General features: G+C 71.6%; 12 protein-coding genes and 2 pseudogenes. 5 read left to right on the top strand and 9 right to left on the bottom strand.

The genetic code is table 11. The features are described 5' to 3' along the window. Nucleotides 1–759: 759 nt before the first annotated feature. Together CHC02_RS30915 and CHC02_RS30920 are read left to right on the top strand one after the other, a co-directional pair. Nucleotides 760–963 (top strand): annotated as a pseudogene (locus CHC02_RS30915) (HAMP domain-containing protein); the annotation flags it as partial. Nucleotides 964–1,248: 285 nt separating this feature from the next. Further along, nucleotides 1,249–1,821 (top strand): annotated as a pseudogene (locus CHC02_RS30920) (methyl-accepting chemotaxis protein); the annotation flags it as partial. Nucleotides 1,822–2,190: 369 nt separating this feature from the next. On the opposite strand, the gene CHC02_RS05720 reads toward CHC02_RS30920, so the two are convergent. Both CHC02_RS05720 and cra read right to left on the bottom strand, forming a co-directional pair. Continuing rightward, complete coding sequence (locus CHC02_RS05720) at nt 2,191–2,970, bottom strand: TatD family hydrolase (protein WP_089390536.1); 780 nt, start codon at nt 2,968–2,970, stop codon at nt 2,191–2,193. Nucleotides 2,971–2,975: 5 nt separating this feature from the next. Continuing rightward, nucleotides 2,976–3,968 (bottom strand): catabolite repressor/activator, encoded by a 993-nt coding sequence (cra, locus tag CHC02_RS05725; protein ID WP_089390537.1) that lies wholly within the window; start codon nt 3,966–3,968, stop codon nt 2,976–2,978. Between the two features lie 229 nt (nt 3,969–4,197). Here cra and ptsP point away from each other — a divergent pair, with 229 nt between their 5' ends. From ptsP to CHC02_RS05740, 3 genes are read left to right on the top strand one after another with little or no spacing between them, the layout of a single operon-like run. After that, on the top strand, nt 4,198–7,074 hold the full coding sequence (gene ptsP / locus CHC02_RS05730) for a phosphoenolpyruvate--protein phosphotransferase (protein ID WP_089390538.1): 2,877 nt from the start codon (nt 4,198–4,200) through the stop codon (nt 7,072–7,074). Further along, on the top strand, nt 7,074–8,003 hold the full coding sequence (pfkB, locus tag CHC02_RS05735; RefSeq protein WP_089390539.1) for a 1-phosphofructokinase: 930 nt from the start codon (nt 7,074–7,076) through the stop codon (nt 8,001–8,003). The genes ptsP and pfkB overlap by 1 nt, the downstream gene beginning before the upstream one ends. A gap of 48 nt (nt 8,004–8,051) precedes the next feature. Further along, nucleotides 8,052–9,785, top strand: a complete 1,734-nt coding sequence (locus CHC02_RS05740) for a PTS fructose-like transporter subunit IIB (protein ID WP_089390540.1) — start codon at nt 8,052–8,054, stop codon at nt 9,783–9,785. Between the two features lie 285 nt (nt 9,786–10,070). Here CHC02_RS05740 and CHC02_RS05745 read toward each other — a convergent pair whose 3' ends face one another. From CHC02_RS05745 to arnC, 7 genes are read right to left on the bottom strand one after another with little or no spacing between them, the layout of a single operon-like run. Next, nucleotides 10,071–11,447 carry a UDP-glucose dehydrogenase family protein gene (locus CHC02_RS05745; protein WP_089390541.1) on the bottom strand — a complete coding sequence of 459 codons (1,377 nt, stop codon included), beginning with the start codon at nt 11,445–11,447 and terminating at the stop codon, nt 10,071–10,073. Between the two features lie 17 nt (nt 11,448–11,464). After that, nucleotides 11,465–11,911, bottom strand: a complete 447-nt coding sequence (gene arnF, locus CHC02_RS05750) for a 4-amino-4-deoxy-L-arabinose-phosphoundecaprenol flippase subunit ArnF (RefSeq protein WP_089390542.1) — start codon at nt 11,909–11,911, stop codon at nt 11,465–11,467. Continuing rightward, entirely contained in the window at nt 11,908–12,252 is a 345-nt protein-coding gene (gene arnE, locus CHC02_RS05755; protein WP_089390543.1) for a 4-amino-4-deoxy-L-arabinose-phosphoundecaprenol flippase subunit ArnE, read from the bottom strand. The genes arnF and arnE overlap by 4 nt, the downstream gene beginning before the upstream one ends. Further along, a complete protein-coding gene (gene arnT / locus CHC02_RS05760; protein WP_089390544.1) occupies nt 12,249–13,895 on the bottom strand; it encodes a lipid IV(A) 4-amino-4-deoxy-L-arabinosyltransferase in 1,647 nt (548 codons plus the stop codon). Before arnT ends, arnE begins: the two co-directional genes overlap by 4 nt. Then, nucleotides 13,892–14,773 carry a 4-deoxy-4-formamido-L-arabinose-phosphoundecaprenol deformylase gene (arnD, locus tag CHC02_RS05765; RefSeq protein ID WP_089390545.1) on the bottom strand — a complete coding sequence of 294 codons (882 nt, stop codon included), beginning with the start codon at nt 14,771–14,773 and terminating at the stop codon, nt 13,892–13,894. Before arnD ends, arnT begins: the two co-directional genes overlap by 4 nt. Further along, nucleotides 14,773–16,776 (bottom strand): bifunctional UDP-4-amino-4-deoxy-L-arabinose formyltransferase/UDP-glucuronic acid oxidase ArnA, encoded by a 2,004-nt coding sequence (gene arnA, locus CHC02_RS05770; RefSeq protein WP_089390546.1) that lies wholly within the window; start codon nt 16,774–16,776, stop codon nt 14,773–14,775. The genes arnD and arnA overlap by 1 nt, the downstream gene beginning before the upstream one ends. Continuing rightward, nucleotides 16,773–17,786 carry an undecaprenyl-phosphate 4-deoxy-4-formamido-L-arabinose transferase gene (arnC, locus tag CHC02_RS05775; protein WP_089390701.1) on the bottom strand — a complete coding sequence of 338 codons (1,014 nt, stop codon included), beginning with the start codon at nt 17,784–17,786 and terminating at the stop codon, nt 16,773–16,775. Before arnC ends, arnA begins: the two co-directional genes overlap by 4 nt. Nucleotides 17,787–17,788 lie beyond the last annotated feature (2 nt).

Here is a 17,788-nt window from a genome sequence, read left to right on the forward strand (position 1 = left end):
GAGGCCTACAACGACCTCCTGCAGATCAACATCGGCATCGGCCAGAGCCGTGGCACCGGCGACCTGGACAGCCGCATCGCCCAGTTGCAGCAGCGCCTGCGCACCGCGGTCGCGGCCCTGCAGCCGGTGGCGCGGGACAGCGAGCAGGTGGCGGCCTTCACCGCCAAGCGCGACGAGCTGGTCGCCGCCCTCAAGGCCGTGGAGGCCGAGGGCTCGATGCAGAGCAAGGCCGGCATGGCCACGCACCTGCTGAGCAACGTGCAGATCTTCAACAAGCTGCTGGCCGCGCAGTCCGGCCTGAGCCAGGACGACAGCGCCGAAGTGCGGCAGATGGCCGAGCTGATCAGCAGCGTCACCCCGGCGGTCACCGAGACCATCAGCCGCGGCCGCGTGCTGGGCACCGCGGCGCTGGGCCAGGGGTTCCTCAATTCCTCCACCAGCAGCAAGCTCGACGACCTGCTGCAGGACCTGGAGAAGCTCCACGCCGAATATGCCCTGAAGCTGCAGGAAGTGCTCGGCGCCAGCGGCGCGGCGCAGCAGGCGCTGGCCGGCGACGCCGCGGCCAGCCGCGAGACGCTCAAGAGCCTGGGCAAGCTGGTCGAGGACAAGGTGGTGATGGCCGACGCCCTCGACATGCCCTGGGCGCAGTTCTACGAGCAGTTCAGCCAGGCCATGGACAAGACCTACCAGCTCGACGACAAGGTGCTCGGCTACCTCGACGGCCAACTGCAGCAGCGCCTGACCGGCAAGCAGGCGCAGATGGTCCTGCTGGTGGTGGCGCTGCTGGTGGTGTTCCTCGCCATCGTCTACCTCTATGGCGGCTTCTACGTCTCCACCCGCTCCACGCTCAAGAGCTTGGGCGCGATGATGGAGCGCGTCGCCGCCGGCGACATGACGGTCAACTACCAGGCGCAGAGCCGCGACGAACTGGGCGAGCTGGGCCAGGCCTTCAACGAGACGGTGCGCCGGGTGCACGACCTGATCGAGCAGGTCGGCCGCACCGTGGCCGAGGTGGAGCGGCAGACCGGCCGCGTGGAAGTGGTCTCGGCGCAGAGCAACCAGGCGGTGGCCGGCCAGCGCGACCAGATCGAGCAGGTGGCCACGGCGATGAACCAGATGGCCGCCACGGCCCAGGAAGTGGCGCGCAGCGCCGCCGCCGCCGTGGGCAGCGCGCAGAGCGTGAACCAGGAGACGGTCAGCGGCCGCGACCTGGTGGAATCCCAGGTCGGCAGCATCCAGCGCCTGGCCGCGGAGATCGACCAGTCGGTGGAAGTGATCAACCAGCTGGCCGCCGACAGCGCCTCCATCAGCCGTGTGCTGGACGTGATCAAGGGCATCGCCGAGCAGACCAACCTGCTGGCGCTCAACGCCGCCATCGAGGCGGCGCGGGCCGGCGAGCAGGGCAGGGGCTTCGCGGTGGTGGCCGACGAGGTGCGCACCCTGGCCAAGCGCACCCAGCAGTCCACCGAGGAGATCGAGCAGATGATCGCGCGCCTGCAGAACGGCGTGGGCGCGGCGGTCAAGGCCATGGGCAGCAGCCACCAGACCGCCGACGGCACCGTGAGCCAGTCGGCGCAGGTGCAGCAGGCGCTGGACAACATCCTCGGCGCGGTCGGCATGATCGTCGACCAGAACCAGCAGATCGCCGCCGCCGCCGAGCAGCAGACCACGGTGGCCCACGACATCGACCAGAACATCGTGCAGATCAACCAGGCCGGCGAACGCACCGCCCTGGGCGCCAACGAGACCGAGCGCGCCAGCCGCGAGCTGTCCGGGCAGGTGGTGGAGCTGAAGCGGCTGATCGGCGCCTTCAGGGTCTAAGGGGTTTTCGCCAGCAGCCCGGCCCCCGCGCGAGCGCAAGGACGCTTCCCCATCTCGCGGGTGCCGGGTTGTCGGTGAAAAGGATGTTGCCGGGAGCGTAGGGCGCATAACGCCTACGGCGTTATCCGCCGTTTGGCCTCGCCCCTCGGCGGCTCCGGGGTTGACCTTGGCGCTGGCTGTGGCTCCGGTGTATCGGCGGATAACCGCGAACGGTTATGCGCCCTACGTTATGGGTGGGTCTGGTGTAGGGCGCATAACGCCTACGGCGTTATCCGCCGTCTGGCCTTGATTCCCGGCGGCTCAGGGGTTGACCTGGGCGTTGGCTAGGGCCTCGGTGTAACGGCGTACAACCGCGAACGGTTGTACGCCCTACGTCCAGCCAAACACCTCCCTGGCATTCCGCGTACTAGCCTCCGCCAGTTCCTCCGAGCTCACCCCCCGCAACTCCGCCAGCGCCTCGCAGATCGCCGGCAGGTGCGCCGGGCTGTTGCGCTGGCCGGGGAACATCGCCGGGGCCATGTCCGGGGCGTCGGTTTCCAGCACGATCGAATCCAACGGCAGCTCCGCCACTGTCTTGCGCAGGCGGTTGGCCTGCGGCCAGGTGGGCGCGCCGCCCAGGCCCAGGCGGAAACCCAGCCTGATGTACTCGCGGGCTTCCTCGCGGCTGCCGGCGAAGGCGTGGACGATGCCGCGGCGCGGCGGGCGGAAGCGCTTGAGGGTGGCGATCATCGCGGCGTGGGCGCGGCGCACGTGGAGCAGCACCGGCAGTTCGAAGTCGATGGCGATGCGCAGCTGTTCCTCGAACAGTGCCTGCTGCGCCTCCCGGTCCAGTTCCTCGATGTAGTAGTCCAGGCCGATCTCGCCCACCGCGCACAGCTTCGGGTGGCCGACCAGGCGCTGCAGCTGCTCGCGCAGGTCGCGCAGGTGTTCGGGGCGGTGCTGCGCCAGGTAGATCGGGTGCAGGCCCAGGGCGGCGTAGAGCGCGTCGTTCCGCTCGGCCAACTGCAGCACCCGCTCCCAGTTCTCGCGGAACACCCCCAGCAGCACCTGGCGCTCCACGCCCAGTTCGGCGCAGCGTTGCAGCAGCGCCGGGCGGTCGGCGTCGAAGTCCGGGAAGTCGATGTGATTGTGGGTGTCGACCAGGCGCATGGCGGTCACCCGGCGCGCAGCTTGAGGGTGCGCGGGATGGGGTGCACGCCGGGCCGGTAGCGCTCCTGCTCCACGGCCTCCAGGGCCAGTTCCAGGGCGCGGGCGGCGATCAGCGCGTGCTGCTGGGAGATGGCGTTGACCTTCAGCGGCACGAAGTCGAGCAGCTGGGTGTCGCCGAAGGTGCCCAGGCGCAGGTCGCGCGGCCAGCCGCCGGGCAGCGCCTGGAACACGTCGAAGACGCCCTCCAGCAGCACGTAGGAGGTGGTGATCAGCGCGTCCGGCAGGTAGCCCAGGCGCTGCAGCAGACCCTCCATCAACTGGCGGCCGCACTCGCGGCTGAAGCTGGCGCCCTGTTCGATGAAGCGCTCGCCGCGAAAGCCCCGCAGGGCCTGTTCGAAACCGGCGCTGCGCTCCTGGCTGATGATCAGCTCCGGCCGCGCCCCGATCAGGGCAACGTGCCGCGGGGCGGGCGCCAGCAGGGTGGCGGTGAGGCGCTGGGCGGCGTCGCGGTCGTCGCTGACCACCGAGCAGAAGCGCTGCGGGTCCAACTGGCGGTCGATGGCGATCACCGGCACGCCCTTGTCCAGCAGCAGTTGGTGGCTGTCGTCGTCGGCCGGCAGGCAGCTGGCTACCACCAGGGCGTCGCAGCGCCGCGCGCGGAACAGGTTCAGGGCCTGGCGTTCGCTTTCCGGCTCGTCGTCGGAGCAGGCGATCAGCAACTGGTAGCCTCGGGCGCGGGCGCCCTGTTCGAGCAGCTTGGCGATGCGGGCGTAGCTGGGGTTCTCCAGGTCCGGGAGGATGAAGCCGAGGGTGCGCGTCTGCCCGCGGCGCAGGCTGGCGGCCTGCTGGTCGGGGTGGTAGCCGTGGGCCTCGATCACCGCGCGCACGCGCTCCACGGTGGCCGCGCTGATGCGCCGCTGCACGGCCTTGCCGTTGATGACGTAGCTGGCCGTGGTCACCGAGACCCCGGCCAGACGGGCGATATCACTGAGTTTCAACGCATACCCCGGCACTGCTGACTGACAACTGGAGGCTTCCAAGGATCACGCATTATCGGGTAACGTGCCAGTCTCAATAGGTGAAACGATTCAGCAAAAACTGTCCCCCTGCCTGCGGCCACCTATGCTGGTCACCAGGGACAGCCTCGCTGTTCACCCCAACAAGCGGATAACCGCCCCGTTCCGGCAACCCGGTCCTCCTCCCGGGCGGGCCGGTGAGGAGAACGATGTGCTCGAACTGACCGCGCAGCAGGTCCGCATGCAACAGCGGGCCGCGGACAAGCCGGCCGCCCTTGAACTGCTCTGCCAGGCCCTGGAGGCCGACGGCCTGGTCGAACCGGGCTACCTCGCCGGGCTCGAGGATCGCGAGGCCCAGGGCTCCACCTACCTCGGCCAGGGCATCGCCATCCCCCATGGCACCCCGCAGACCCGCGACTTGGTGCGCCGCACCGGCGTGCGCCTGCTGCACTTCCCCGAGGGCGTGGACTGGGGCGGCGGGCAGATCGTCTACCTGGCCATCGGCATCGCCGCGCGCTCGGACGAGCACCTGAACCTGCTGCAACTGCTGACCCGCGCCCTGGGCGAGGGCGACACCGGCGCGGCGCTGCGCCAGGCGCAGGACGCCGGGCAGTTGCTGAAGGCGCTGCGCGGCGCGCCGCAGCCCCTGGCGCTGGACGCGCAACTGGTGGCCCTGGGGCAGGGCGCCGAGGACTTCGACGAACTGCTGCTGCTCGCCGCGCGCCGGCTCAAGGCCGCCGGCTGCGTGGAAAGCGGCTTCCTCGCCGCGCTGCAGCAGGGCGAGGCGCTGCCGCTGGGCGAAGGCCTGTGGTGGCTGGGCGGCGGGGCAAAGGTCAACCGCCCCGGCCTGGCCTTCGTCACCCCGCAGCGCGAGCTGCAGCATGCCGGCCTGCCCCTGCGCGGGCTGTTCTGCCTGGCCGAGCGCGGCGACGCCGCACGCGCTGCGCTGGAGCGCCTGTGCGACCTGCTGGTGGACGGCCGCGGCAGCGAGCTGGCGCGGGCCGCCTCGGTGCGCGCGGTGCTGGAGGCCCTGGGCGGCGAACTGCCGGTGGACTGGCCGAGCCTGCGCGTGCCCCTGGCCAACCCCCACGGCCTGCACGCGCGGCCCTCGCAGGTGCTGATGCAGATGGCCCGCGACTTCGACGGCGAAATCCGCGTGCGCATCGCCGACAGCGACGCCGCGCCCGTGTCCATCCGCAGCTTGAGCAAGCTGCTCAGCCTGGGCGCGCGGCGCGGCCAGGCGCTGGAGTTCTTCGCCGAACCGGCGATCGCCGAGGCGGCCCTGCCGGCCCTGCGCGAGGCGGTGGAGCAGGGCCTGGGCGAGGAGGTCCTGCCGCTGGCGGAAGCGCCCGTGGAGCCCGAGGCGCCCGCCGCGCCGGAAGCCCCGCAGCCCGAGCCGGCCCGGGGCGAATGGCTGGCCGCCGTCGCCGCCGCGCCGGGCATCGCCAGCGGCCCGGCGCACCTGCAGGTGGAACCGACCTTCCACTACCCGGCCCGCGGCGAATCCCCCGAGATCGAGGCGCAGCGCCTGGCCGAGGCCAAGGCCGCCATCGCCACGGAGATCGAGGCCCTGGTGGAGAGCAGCCGGAGCAAGGCGGTGCGCGACATCTTCGTCACCCACCAGGCCCTGCTCGACGACCCCGAACTGGGCGCCGAGGTGGCCGTGCGACTGGCCGACGGCGCCAGCGCCGAAGCGGCCTGGCATGCGGTGATCGAACAGGCCGCCAGCCAGCAGGAGGCCCTGGGCGATGCCCTGCTCGCCGAGCGCGCCGCGGACCTGCGCGACCTCGGCCGCCGGGTGCTGGCGCGCCTGTGCGGGGTGAGCCTGGCCGCGGAGCCGGCGCAGCCGTACATCCTGGTCATGGACGAGGTCGGCCCCTCCGACGTGGCGCGGCTGGACCCCGAACGCGTGGCCGGCATCCTCACCGTACGTGGCGGTGCTACTTCCCACAGCGCCATCATCGCCCGCGCCCTGGGCATTCCCGCCCTGGTCGGCGCCGGCGAAGGGCTGCTGGCGCTGCCGCCGGGCACGCCGTTGCTGCTCGACGGCGAACGCGGCCGCTTCGTGGTGGCGCCCGCGGACGAAGTGCTCGAACAGGCCCTGCGCCAGCGCGAGGAGCGCCTGCGCCACCAGGCCCTGGCCGAGGCGCGCCGCCACGAGCCGGCGCGCACCCGCGACGGCCATGGGGTGGAAGTCTGCGCCAACCTCGGCGACAGCGCCGGCGCCGCCCAGGCGGTGGAACTGGGCGCCGAAGGCGTGGGCCTGCTGCGCAGCGAATTCGTCTTCCTCGACAGCCCGCGCGCGCCGGACCTGGCGGCCCAGGAGGCCGAGTACCGCCGCGTGCTCGACGCCCTCGGCGGCCGCCCGCTGGTGGTCCGCACCCTCGACGTGGGCGGCGACAAGCCGCTGCCGTACTGGCCGATCGCGGCCGAGGCCAACCCCTACCTGGGCGTGCGCGGCATCCGCCTGACGCTGCAGCGCCCGCAGATCTTCGAGACGCAGCTGCGCGCCCTGCTGCAGGCCGCCGCCGGCCGGCCGCTGCGGATCATGTTCCCGATGGTCGGCCAGGTCGAGGAGTGGCGCCAGGCGCGCGACCTGGCGCTGGCCCTGCGCGAGGAGTACGACTGCGCCGACCTGCAGCTGGGCATCATGGTCGAGGTGCCCTCGGCGGCGCTGCTGGCGCCGGTGCTGGCGCGCGAGGTGGACTTCTTCAGCGTCGGCACCAACGACCTGACGCAGTACGCCCTGGCCATCGACCGCGGCCACCCGACGCTGTCCGCCCAGGCCGACGGCCTGCACCCGGCGGTGCTGCAACTGATCGACATGACCGTGCGCGCCGCCCATGCCCACGGCAAGTGGGTGGGCGTGTGCGGCGAGCTGGCCGCCGACGCCCAGGCGCTGCCGGTCCTGCTGGGGCTGGCGGTGGACGAGCTGAGCGTGTCCGCGCGCAGCATCCCGCTGGTGAAGCAGGGCGTGCGCGAGCTGGACATGGGCCGGGCCCGCGAGCTGGCCAGCGCCGCCCTCGGCCTGGCCTCGGCGGAGGAAGTCCGCGCCCTGGTGGCGCGGGCGCTGGGGGAGGCACGCTGATGGCCCGTATCCTCAGCCTTACCCTGAACCCGGCGCTGGACCTCACCGTGCGCCTGCGCAGCCTGGAACTGGGCGCGGTGAACCGCAGCGAGGCGGTGCTGGCCCAGGCCGCCGGCAAGGGCCTGAACGTGGCCCAGGTGCTCGCCGACCTCGGCCACGAACTGAGCGTGGGCGGCTTCCTCGGCGCCGACAATGCCGAAGCCTTCGAGGCGCTGTTCCGCCGCCGCGGCTTTCGCGACGCCTTCGTCCGCGTGCCGGGCGAGACGCGCAGCAACATCAAGCTGGCCGAGCGCAGCGGGCGCATCACCGATCTCAACGGTCCCGGCCTGGAAGTGGACGCCGCTGCCCGGCAGCGTCTGCTCGACGGCCTGGACGAACTGGCCGCCGGCCAGGACCTGGTGGTGGTGGCCGGCAGCCTGCCGCGCGGCGTGGAGCCGCAGTGGCTGCGCGAGCTGCTGCTGCGCCTGAAGCGCCTGGGCCTGCGCGTGGCCCTGGACAGCAGCGGCGAGGCCCTGCGCCAGGGGCTGGCGGCCGGGCCCTGGCTGGTCAAGCCGAACGTCGAGGAGCTGGCCGAGGCCTGCGGCCCGGCGGGCGAGGGAGGCCTCGATGCCCAGGCCCGCGCCCTGCGCGCCGGCGGTATCGAGCACCTGGTGCTTTCCGAGGGCGCCGAGGGCGTGCGCTGGTACGGCCCGGAGGGGCTGTGGCAGGCGACGCCGCCGAAGGTCGAGGTGGCCAGCACCGTGGGCGCCGGCGATTCGCTGCTGGCGGCGATGGTCGACGGCCTGCTCGCCGGCCGGCCCGCCGGACAGGTGCTGCGCCAGGCCACCGCGGTGGCCGCCCTGGCGGTGACCCAGTTCGACTTCGGCATCGCCGACCGCGAGCGCCTGGCCCGCCTGCAGGCGCAGGTGGCGGTGCGCGCGCTGGATTGATTCGCCCGCCCGGCTGCGTCGGGCGGCGCCATGACAAGAGGTACCACGATGAATCTTGCCCTGATCACTGCCTGCCCCAATGGCCAGGTCACCAGCCTGCTCAGCGCGCGCCTGCTGCGCGCCGCCGCCGAGCGCCTGGGCTGGTCGGTGTGCGTCGAGAGCAACGAACCGCAGCGCCCCGAGGCGCGCCTGAGCGCCGAGCAGATCGCCGCCGCCGACCTGGTGCTGGTGGTCAGCAGCCAGCCGCTGGAGCTGTCCCGCTTCGCTGGCAAGCTGCTGTTCCAGGCGCGCCCGGCCGAGGCCCTGGCCGAGCCCGCGGCCTTTCTGCAACGCGCCGCCGCCGAGGCGCAGCCCTGGCAAGGCACCGCCGAACCGCAAGCCGAGGCCAGGGCGGTGCGGGTGGTGGCGGTGACCGCCTGCCCCACCGGCGTGGCGCACACCTTCATGGCCGCCGAGGCGCTGCAGCAGGCCGCCGAACGCCTGGGCTGGCAGCTGCGGGTGGAGACCCAGGGCTCGGTGGGCGCGCGCAACCCGCTGTCGGCCGAGGACATAGCCGCCGCCGACGTGGTGCTGCTGGCCGCCGACATCGAGGTGAACGCCGAGCGCTTCGCCGGCAAGCGCATCTTCCGCTGTGGCACCGGCATGGCCCTGAAGCAGCCCGAAGCGACCCTGAAGAAGGCCCTGCAGGAAGGCTCTGCGCAAAGCACCGTCGCCGCTGCGTCGAAGCCGGCCAAGGGCGAGGCGCACGGGCTGTACAAGCACCTGCTGACCGGTGTGTCCTTCATGCTGCCGATGGTGGTGGCCGGCGGCCTGCTGATCGCGCTGTCCTTCGTGTTCGGCATCGAGGCGTTCAAGCAGCCGGGCACCCTGGCCGCGGCGCTGATGCAGATCGGCGGCGAGAGCGCCTTCAAGCTGATGGTGCCGATGCTCGCCGGCTACATCGCCTGGTCCATCGCCGACCGCCCGGGCCTGGCGCCGGGGATGATCGGCGGCCTGCTGGCCAGCAGCCTGGGCGCGGGCTTCCTCGGCGGCATAGTCGCCGGCCTGCTGGCCGGCTATTCGGCGCGGGCGGTCAGCCAGTGGCTGAAGCTGCCGCAGAGCCTGGAGGCGCTCAAGCCGATCCTGCTGATCCCGCTGATGTGCAGCCTGTTCACCGGGCTGGTGATGATCTACGTGGTGGGCAAGCCGGTGGCCGGGCTGATGGGCGCGCTGACCGACTTCCTCGCCGGCATGGGCACGGCCAACGCCATCCTCCTCGGCCTGCTGCTCGGCGGCATGATGTGCGTGGACCTCGGCGGGCCGATCAACAAGGCCGCCTACGCCTTCTCCGTGGGCCTGCTGGCCTCGCAGAGCTACGCACCGATGGCGGCGACCATGGCCGCCGGCATGGTGCCGCCGATCGGCATGGGCCTGGCCACCCTCCTGGCCCGGCGCAAGTTCGCCCGCAGCGAGCGCGAGGCCGGCAAGGCGGCGCTGGTGCTGGGCCTGTGCTTCATCTCCGAAGGCGCCATTCCCTTCGCCGCCAGGGACCCGCTGCGGGTGCTGCCGGCCAGCGTGGTGGGCGGCGCGCTGACCGGGGCGCTGTCGATGTACTTCGGCTGCAAGCTGCTGGCGCCCCATGGCGGGCTGTTCGTGCTGCTGATCCCCAATGCGATGAACCACGCGCTGATGTACCTGCTGGCGATAGTCGCGGGGAGCGTGGTGACGGGGGTGATTTATGCCGTGCTCAAGCGGGATGAGGTGCAGGGGATGGTGGGGGTGCCGGGGCGGGCTGCTGAGTGATTCCGTTGGGCAATGCACCGGTGCCAGTTCCAAGAGCGCCCTCTCCCTAACCCTCTCCCTGAAGGGAGAGGGGACCGTTCGGAGTGCTCGGATATTTCAGAGTCAGCCGGCAGCTCTGCAGTTTCCGGCTAAAACCATGCTCATCTCGGCACGGACAAGCCCCCTCTCCCTTCAGGGCGGGGCGCGCAGCCGAGGGCTGGGGAGAGGGGGCGGAGTCAACCTGCTACACCACAGCCCCCGGGAAACACGGTTCGCGAGCAAGCTCGCTCCTACGAAGAGCCACTCTCAGGCACTGCGCCGCAACGGCTGCTCCTGCGCCGGCACCGGCAGGCGGTGCGAGTCGCCGCGGCCCATGGCGAAGTACTCGAAGCCATGGCGCGCCATCCGCTCCGGATCGTAGAGGTTGCGCCCGTCGAAGATCACCGGGGCCTTCAGGCGGCTGGCCAGCAGTTCGAAGTCCGGCGCCTTGAACTGCTGCCACTCGGTGCAGACCACCAGCGCATCGGCGCCGCCCAGGGCCGCCTCGGGGGTGCCCATCAGCGTCAGGCGCTCGTCGTGGCCGTACAGGCGCTGGGCCTCGGGCATGGCCTCGGGGTCGAAGGCGCGGACCTTGGCCCCGGCCGCCCACAGCGCTTCCATCAGCGCGCGGCTGGGGGCGTCGCGCATGTCGTCGGTGTTGGGCTTGAACGACAAGCCCCAGAGGGCGAAGGTGCGGCCCTTGAGGTTGCCGCCGAAGTAGGCGTCGATGCGTTCGAACAGCTTGTGCTTCTGGCGCTGGTTGATGGCCTCCACCGCGCGCAGCAGGTCGCTGGAGCAGTGGGCGTCGTCCGCGCTGTGGATCAGGGCCTGGACGTCCTTGGGGAAGCAGGAGCCGCCGTAGCCGCAGCCGGGGTAGATGAAGTGGTAGCCGATGCGCGGGTCGGCGCCCATGCCCTGGCGCACCGCCTCGATGTCGGCGCCCAGGTGCTCGGCCAGCTCGGCGATCTGGTTGATGAAGCTGATCTTGGTGGCGAGCATGCAGTTGGCGGCGTACTTGGTCAGCTCCGCGCTGCGCAGGTTCATGCACAGGATGCGGTCATGGTTGCGGTTGAAGGGCTCGTAGATCTCGCGCATCACGTCCAGCACCTCGGCTCGCTCGCAGCCGATGACGATGCGGTCCGGGCGGCGGCAGTCGGCCAGGGCCGAGCCTTCCTTGAGGAATTCCGGGTTGGACACGATATCGAAGTCCAGGCTGCGGCCATGCTGGCTCAGCACCTTGTGGACGTGCGCCTTGACCAGGTCGCCGGTGCCCACCGGTACCGTGGATTTCTCGACGATCACCACCGGCGCCTTGCGGTGCAGGGCGATGCCCTCGGCCACCGCGAACACCGCGGCCAGGTCGGCCGAGCCGTCGGCGCGCGGCGGTGTGCCCACGGCGATGAACTGCACCAGGCCGTGGGCCGCGGCCACTTCCACCTCGCTGGTGAAGCGCAGGCGGCCGGCCTCCAGGTTCTCCTTCACCAGCTCGGCCAGGCCGGGCTCGTAGATGCTCACCTGGCCGCGCTGCAGCTTGGCGACCTTGGCCTGGTCGATGTCCATGCAGACCACGTCGTGGCCCACTTCGGCCATGACCGCGGCCTGCACCAGGCCGACGTAGCCGATCCCGAATACACTGATTTTCATGGTGGTGTCCCTAGTGGTTACAGGTGGTTCGAGGGCGCCGGCCCGGCGCTGGAGCCAGCATGCCGCTGCTTCGTTACGGTTCTCTTGCCGCGCGGCGCGTTGATGGCCAGCACGCCGGCGATCACCAGGGCCACGCCCAGGGCGCCGCGGGCGCTCGGTGGCTCGCCGAAACCGGGCAGCGCGGCCGCGCCCAGGTAGACCAGGGCGTAGCTGATGCTCAGCAGCGAATAGGCGCGGCCCAGGGGCAGGTGGCGCAGGGCGCCCAGCCAGCACAACAGCGACAGGGCGTAGGCCAGCACGGCGGCGGCGAGCACGCCCAGCAGCGGCAGGGGGTGGCTGCCCGGCGCTTCCAGCCATTGCGCGGCGGCGGGCAGCCGCGCCATGGCCCAGCGCATGCCCAGCTGGGCAGCGCTGACCAGGGCCACGCTGCCCAGGGCCAGGGCGAAGCCGCGGACCCGGCTCATGCCTGCAGCCCCAGCAGCGCCACGCCGCCGACGATCAGGGCGATGCCCAGCCAGTGGCGCGCATCGACGTGCTCGCCGAACAGCAGGCGCGCGGCCAGGGTGACCAGCACGAAGTTCAGGCTCAGCATCGGGTAGGCCAGGCCCACCGGCAGGCGCTGCAGCACCAGCAGCCAGAGCAGCAGGGCCGCGCCCAGGCAGGCCATGGCCAGCAGCAGCCAGGGCGACAGCAGCTTGCCCGCAAGGCTGAGGCTGCGTTCGCGCCAGCCCTCCACGGCGAGCTTCTGGGCGACCTGGCCGAGGCAGGTGAGCAGGCACACGGCGGCGAGCAGCGCGGCGGTCATGGCGCGGCCTGCGGGATCAGCAGGAAGACCAGGTGGTTCTCCCGGTAGCTGGTGGCGTCCCGCGGCATCAGCGCCAGCTCGGCCTCGTCGCCGGGGCTGTTGACGCGCAGGATCACCCCCACCGGGCCCTGGCGGCGCGCCGCGGCGAGCCAGGCGGGGAACTGTTCGAGGCCGATGCGCCGGCCACTGGCGTCGGGGTAGCCGAGGCCGTATTTCAGCTCGCCCTCGGTGTTGAGCAGGAACACCTCGCTGCGCCCGGTGCGCCAGGCCAGCGCCGAGGCGGCGCCCAGGTCGTTGCTCAGCAGGGTGGTGGCCGTGCCCAGCTCGTCCAGGTGCTGGGCGATGAACTGGTCGGGCATCTTGCTGTTGACCATGCGCTCGGGCAGCGCCGCCGGCGCCGCGGCCACCAGCAGCCAGGCAGCCAGCGCCGGGGCAGCCCACAGCTGCTGCGGGCGCAGCCACTGCAGGGCGCCGCACAGGGCCCAGAGGGCGCAGACCAGGCCGACCAGCAGCAGGCTCGGCAGTTGCTGGTGGTACAGCGCTTTCTTCGCCTGCAGGAACACCAGCGCGGCCAGGCCGAGCAGGCCCAGCAGCAGGTTCAGCGCGCCGTTCAGGCGCAGCGCCCCTAGGCGTCCGCGCTCCAGGGCGCTGGCCAGGGCATCGGCCATCAGCAGGGCCAGCGGCGCGAAGCAGGGCATGATGTAGGTCGGCAGCTTGCCCTTGGCCAGGCTGAAGAACAGGAAGGGCATCAGGAACCACAGCAGCAGGAATGCCGCATGGGGCTCGCGGCGCGCCTGCCAGCCGCGCTGGAAGGCGGCGGGGACGAGCAGCGTCCAGGGCGCCGCGCAGGCGAACAGCAGCGGCACGAAGAACCAGAACGGCCGCGCGTGCTGGGCGTCGCTGCCGGCGAAGCGCTGGATGTGCTCGTGCCAGAAGAAGAAATGCCAGAAGTCCGCTTCGCGCAGGTGCACCGCCAGCGCCCAGGGCAGGCTGGCCAGCAGCGCCGCCAGCACCGCCAGCGGGCCGAGCAGGAACAGCTCGCCCAGGCGTCGGCGCCACAGCGCATAGGGCAGGGCCACCAGCACCGGCAGCAGGCCGGCGAGGAAGCCCTTGGTCATGAAGCCCATGGCGCAGGCCACGCCCAGCAGCGCCCAGGCGCCCAGGCGGGTGCGGGGGGCTTCGGCCTCGAAGGCGAACCACAGGGCGAACAGGCTCAGGTTCACCCACAGGGTGAACTGCGGGTCGAGGTTGGCGTAGCCGGCCTGGCCGGCGATCAGCGCGAAGCTGGCATAGAGCAGCGCGGCGGTCCACGCCCGGCCCGGCTGCGGCCACAGCCGCCGGGCCAGCAGCCAGACCAGCAGGGTGCTGCAGGCGCTGACCAGCACCGAGGCGACGCGCACGCCGAACAGGTTCTCACCGAACAGCGCCTGGCCCAGGGCCACCAGCCAGTAGCCGGCGATGGGCTTCTCGAAGTAGCGCAGGCCGAGGAAGTGCGGCGCCACCCAGTCGCCGCGCCGCAGCATTTCCTGGGCGGCCTGGGCGTAGCGCGCCTCGTCGGGTATCCACAGGCCGTGCAGGCCCAGCGGCACCAGGAAGAACAACAGCAGGACGGCCGCGGCCAGCAGCCCGTAGCGCCGGCTCATCGCTGCACGCCCAGCCAGCCTTCGCGGCCCGCCAGGCTGCCGCGGCGCAGTTCGCCCAGCGGCAGCGTCGCCGGGTCGGCCGGCAGCAACTGGCCGAGCGGGCGGAAGTGGATGCCGCCCTCGCGGGCATGGCCCAGCAACTGGCGGAAGGCGTCGGCCATGACGATGCCTTCCACCTCGGCGTGCACGGTGTAGACGTTCAGCGCCTGCGGGCGGAAGCGGGCCATGATGAAGTCGTTGAAGGCGCCGGCGGGGACCGCCGTGCCCACCACCTCGTCGAAGGTCGGCAGGTCCACCGGCACCTGCGGGGTGCCCGGGCGGCCGTCGGCCAGGCGCGGGCGGAACGGCGCGCTGCCGCGGCAGTCGCTGTTGTAGCGGAAGCCGAAGGCCTCCTTGGCCTGCACGGTGCGCTCGTCGGCGCGCCAGCCGGCCACCGCCGAGCAGTCCACGCGGCGGCCGAGGATGTCGCTCAGGCTGTCCACGCCCAGGGCGATCTGCCGGTGCAGCTGCTCGGCGCTCCAGCGCCCGGCGTTGGCCTGCCAGCCGTGGTGGTCCCAGGCGTGCAGGCCGACCTCGTGGCCGGCCGCCTGGGTGCGCCGCATCAACGGGCCGAGGTCGCGGCCGATGGGCCGGCCGGGCCAGGCGGTGCCGGCCAGGAGGATGTCCCAGCCATACAGGCTGGCGGCCTTCGAGCGCAGCATCTTGCCCAGGAAGCGCGGCCGCGCCAGGCGCCACAGGTGGCGGCCCATGTTGTCCGGGCCGACGCTGAAGAAGAAGGTCGCCCTGATCCCGGCCTCGTCGAGCATGTCGAGCAGCCGCGGCACGCCGTCACGGGTGCCGCGGTAAGTGTCGACGTCGATGCGCAGACCGGCCTGCATCAGCTGGCGAGCCTCGGCTTGCCGGCCTGCCGCTGTTCGGCGATGGCCTCGCACAGGAAGAAGTCGAGGGTCTTGGCGATGGTCTCGCGCAGGGGCACGCTCGGCTCCCAGTCCAGCAGGCGGCGGGCGTTGTCGATGCTCGGCTTGCGGTGCGCCACGTCCTGGTAGCCGTCGCCGTAGAAGCTGCGGCTTTCCACCTCGCGGAAGCCGGCGAAGGGCGGGAAGTGCGCGCGCAGCGGGTGGGCTTCGAACTGGCGCAGCAGTTCCTCACCCAACTCGCGGATGCTCGCTTCGTTGTCCGGGTTGCCGATGTTGACGATCTGCCCGTCGCAGCGTCCGCCTGCGTTGTCGACGATGCGCGCCAGCGCCTCGATGCCGTCGTCCACGTCGGTGAAGCAGCGCTTCTGCGCGCCGCCGTCGACCAGGCGGATCGGCGTGCCTTCCACCAGGTGCAGGATCAGTTGTGTGATGGCCCGCGAGCTGCCGATGCGCGCCGAGTCCAGGCGGTCCAGGCGCGGGCCCATCCAGTTGAACGGGCGGAACAGGGTGAAGCGCAGGCCCTTCTGGCCGTAGGCCCAGATCACCCGGTCGAGCAGCTGCTTGGACACCGAGTAGATCCAGCGCTGCTTGTTGATCGGCCCCACCACCAGGTTCGAGCTGTCCTCGTCGAAGCTGGCGTCGCTGCACATGCCGTATACCTCGGAGGTGGACGGGAAGATCACCCGCTTGCCGTACTTCACGCAGTAGCGGACCAGCTTGAGGTTCTCCTCGAAGTCCAGCTCGAACACCCGCAGCGGGTTGCGGGTGTATTCGATCGGGGTGGCGATGGCCACCAGCGGCAGCACCACATCGCACTTCTTGATGTGGTACTCGATCCACTCGCTGTGGATGCCGATGTCGCCCTCGACGAAGTGGAAGTCCGGGTTGCTCTTCAGCCGCTCGATGGCGTCGGAGCCGATGTCCAGGCCGTAGACCTCGTAGCCGCCGTCGCGCAGCAGGCGTTCGGAGAGGTGGTTGCCGATGAAGCCGTTGACGCCGAGGATCAGCACCCGCGTCTTGCGCCTGGGCTTGGCCTGCGCATGCAGCCGCGAGCCCGCCACCAGGCCCATCTCGCGGGCCAGTTGCGGGCCGGCGAGGTAGAGGCCGGCGTCGCCCTGCTGGCCGGCGACTATCTCCAGGCTGTCTTCGCCGCAGGCGATGCGCAGCGGCTCCACGCCCAGCACGGCGCCGGCCGGGCGACCCTGGTTGCCGGGCACCACCTTCGACTGCCAGACGATCAGCTTGCGCTCGCCCACCGGGGCGAAGGCGCCGGGGTAGGGCTGGGTCACCGCGCGCACCAGGTTGTGCAGCTCGCGGGCCGGGCGGCGCCAGTCGAGCAGGCCGTCGGCCGGGGTGCGGCGGCCGAAGTAGCTGGCCTGGCGCTCGTCCTGTTCGCGTTCGACGAAGTCGCCTTCGCGCAGCGCCGGCAGCACCCGGCCGAGCAGTTCGGCGGCGCACTCGCGCAGCTTGCCGTGCAGGCTCAGGGCGGTGTCGTCCTCGTCGATGGCGACGCGCTGCTGGGCGACGATGGCGCCAGCGTCTGCGCGCTTGACCATGCGGTGCAGGGTCACGCCGGTCTCGCTCTCGCCATTGACCAGCACCCAGTTGGCCGGGGCGCGGCCACGGTAGCGCGGCAGCAGCGAGCCGTGCAGGTTGAAGGCGCCACGGCTGGCGCAGGCCAGCAGTTCGTCGCCGAGCAGGTGGCGGTAGTAGAAGGAGAAGATGTATTGCGGTTGCAGCTCGCGGATGCGCGCGACCCACAGCGGGTGGTTGACGTCCTCCGAGGCGTGCACCGGGATGCCGCGCTGTGCGCACAGCTGCGCCACCGAGCCGAAGAAGCGGTTCTCCCGCGGGTCGTCGGCATGGGTGAAGACCGCGTCGATCTGGTAGCCGGCGGCCAGCAGGGCTTCGATGCCGGCGCAGCCGATGTCGTGGTAGGCGAATACGAGGGTCTTGGCGCTCATTGGGCGAGGGACTCGACGACAGGGGAAGGGGAGATCGACGCGGTGCCGGCGGTGGGCAGGGCGGCACCGCGCGCCACGCGCTCGATGAAGAAGCGCGGGCGGGCGCGCACGTCGTTGTACATGCGGCCCAGGTACTCGCCGAGCAGGCCCATGCCCACCAGTTGCGCGCCGGTGAAGATGAACAGGATGGCGAACAGCACGAACAGTCCGTCGCCGGCCCAGGCCGCGCCGAACAGCAGGCGCAGCGCCAGCAGCAGGACGCCGAAGGCCACGCCGGCCACCGCCATGCCGCCGCCGACCAGGCTGAGCAGGCGCAGCGGGCTGGTGGTCATGCAGGTGACCAGGTCGAACATCAGGTTGATCAGCCGCAGGAAGTCGTACTTCGACTCGCCGTGCTCGCGCTCGGCGTGGCCGACGACGATCTCGCTGGTGTGGCGGGCGAAGCCGTTGGCCAGGATCGGGATGAAGGTGCTGCGCTCGCGGCAGGCCAGCATGGCCTTGACGATGCCGCGGCGGTAGGCGCGCAGCATGCAGCCGTAGTCGCTCATGGCCACGCCGGTGGAGCGCTGCACGGCCAGGTTGATCAGCCGCGACGGCCAGCGGCGCAGGGCCGAGTCCCGGCGGTTGCCGCGCACCGTGCCGACCACGTCGTAGCCCTGCGCGGCCTGCTCGACCAGGCGCGGGATTTCTTCCGGCGGGTTCTGCAGGTCGGCGTCGAGGGTGATCACCAGGTCGCCGCGGCACTGCTCGAAGCCGGCCATGATCGCCGCGTGCTGGCCGTAGTTGCGGTTGAGGATGACCGCCAGCACGTGGCTGCCGGGGGCCTCGGCGGCTTCCAGGATGAGCTCGGCGGAACGGTCGCGGCTGCCGTCGTCGACCAGCACCAGCTCGTAGGCGCGGCCGAGCTGGCGGCAGGCCGCCTCGCTGCGGCGCAGCAGCTCGGGCAGGCTGGCTTCTTCGTTGTAGACCGGGATGACCACGGAGACGCAGTCGATGGCGTAAGGTTTCACGG

The organism is Pseudomonas delhiensis, from assembly GCF_900187975.1.
Taxonomy (GTDB): Bacteria; Pseudomonadota; Gammaproteobacteria; order Pseudomonadales; family Pseudomonadaceae; genus Pseudomonas; species Pseudomonas delhiensis.

Coding starts and splice junctions, on each gene's coding strand:
- CHC02_RS05720 (WP_089390536.1), bottom strand. CDS start 2,970: ATGCGCCTGGTCGACACCCACAATCACATCGACTTCCCGGACTTCGAC.
- arnA (WP_089390546.1), bottom strand. CDS start 16,776: ATGAGCGCCAAGACCCTCGTATTCGCCTACCACGACATCGGCTGCGCC.
- CHC02_RS05740 (WP_089390540.1), top strand. CDS start 8,052: ATGAATCTTGCCCTGATCACTGCCTGCCCCAATGGCCAGGTCACCAGC.
- arnE (WP_089390543.1), bottom strand. CDS start 12,252: ATGACCGCCGCGCTGCTCGCCGCCGTGTGCCTGCTCACCTGCCTCGGC.
- CHC02_RS05745 (WP_089390541.1), bottom strand. CDS start 11,447: ATGAAAATCAGTGTATTCGGGATCGGCTACGTCGGCCTGGTGCAGGCC.
- arnT (WP_089390544.1), bottom strand. CDS start 13,895: ATGAGCCGGCGCTACGGGCTGCTGGCCGCGGCCGTCCTGCTGTTGTTC.
- arnF (WP_089390542.1), bottom strand. CDS start 11,911: ATGAGCCGGGTCCGCGGCTTCGCCCTGGCCCTGGGCAGCGTGGCCCTG.
- arnD (WP_089390545.1), bottom strand. CDS start 14,773: ATGCAGGCCGGTCTGCGCATCGACGTCGACACTTACCGCGGCACCCGT.
- pfkB (WP_089390539.1), top strand. CDS start 7,074: ATGGCCCGTATCCTCAGCCTTACCCTGAACCCGGCGCTGGACCTCACC.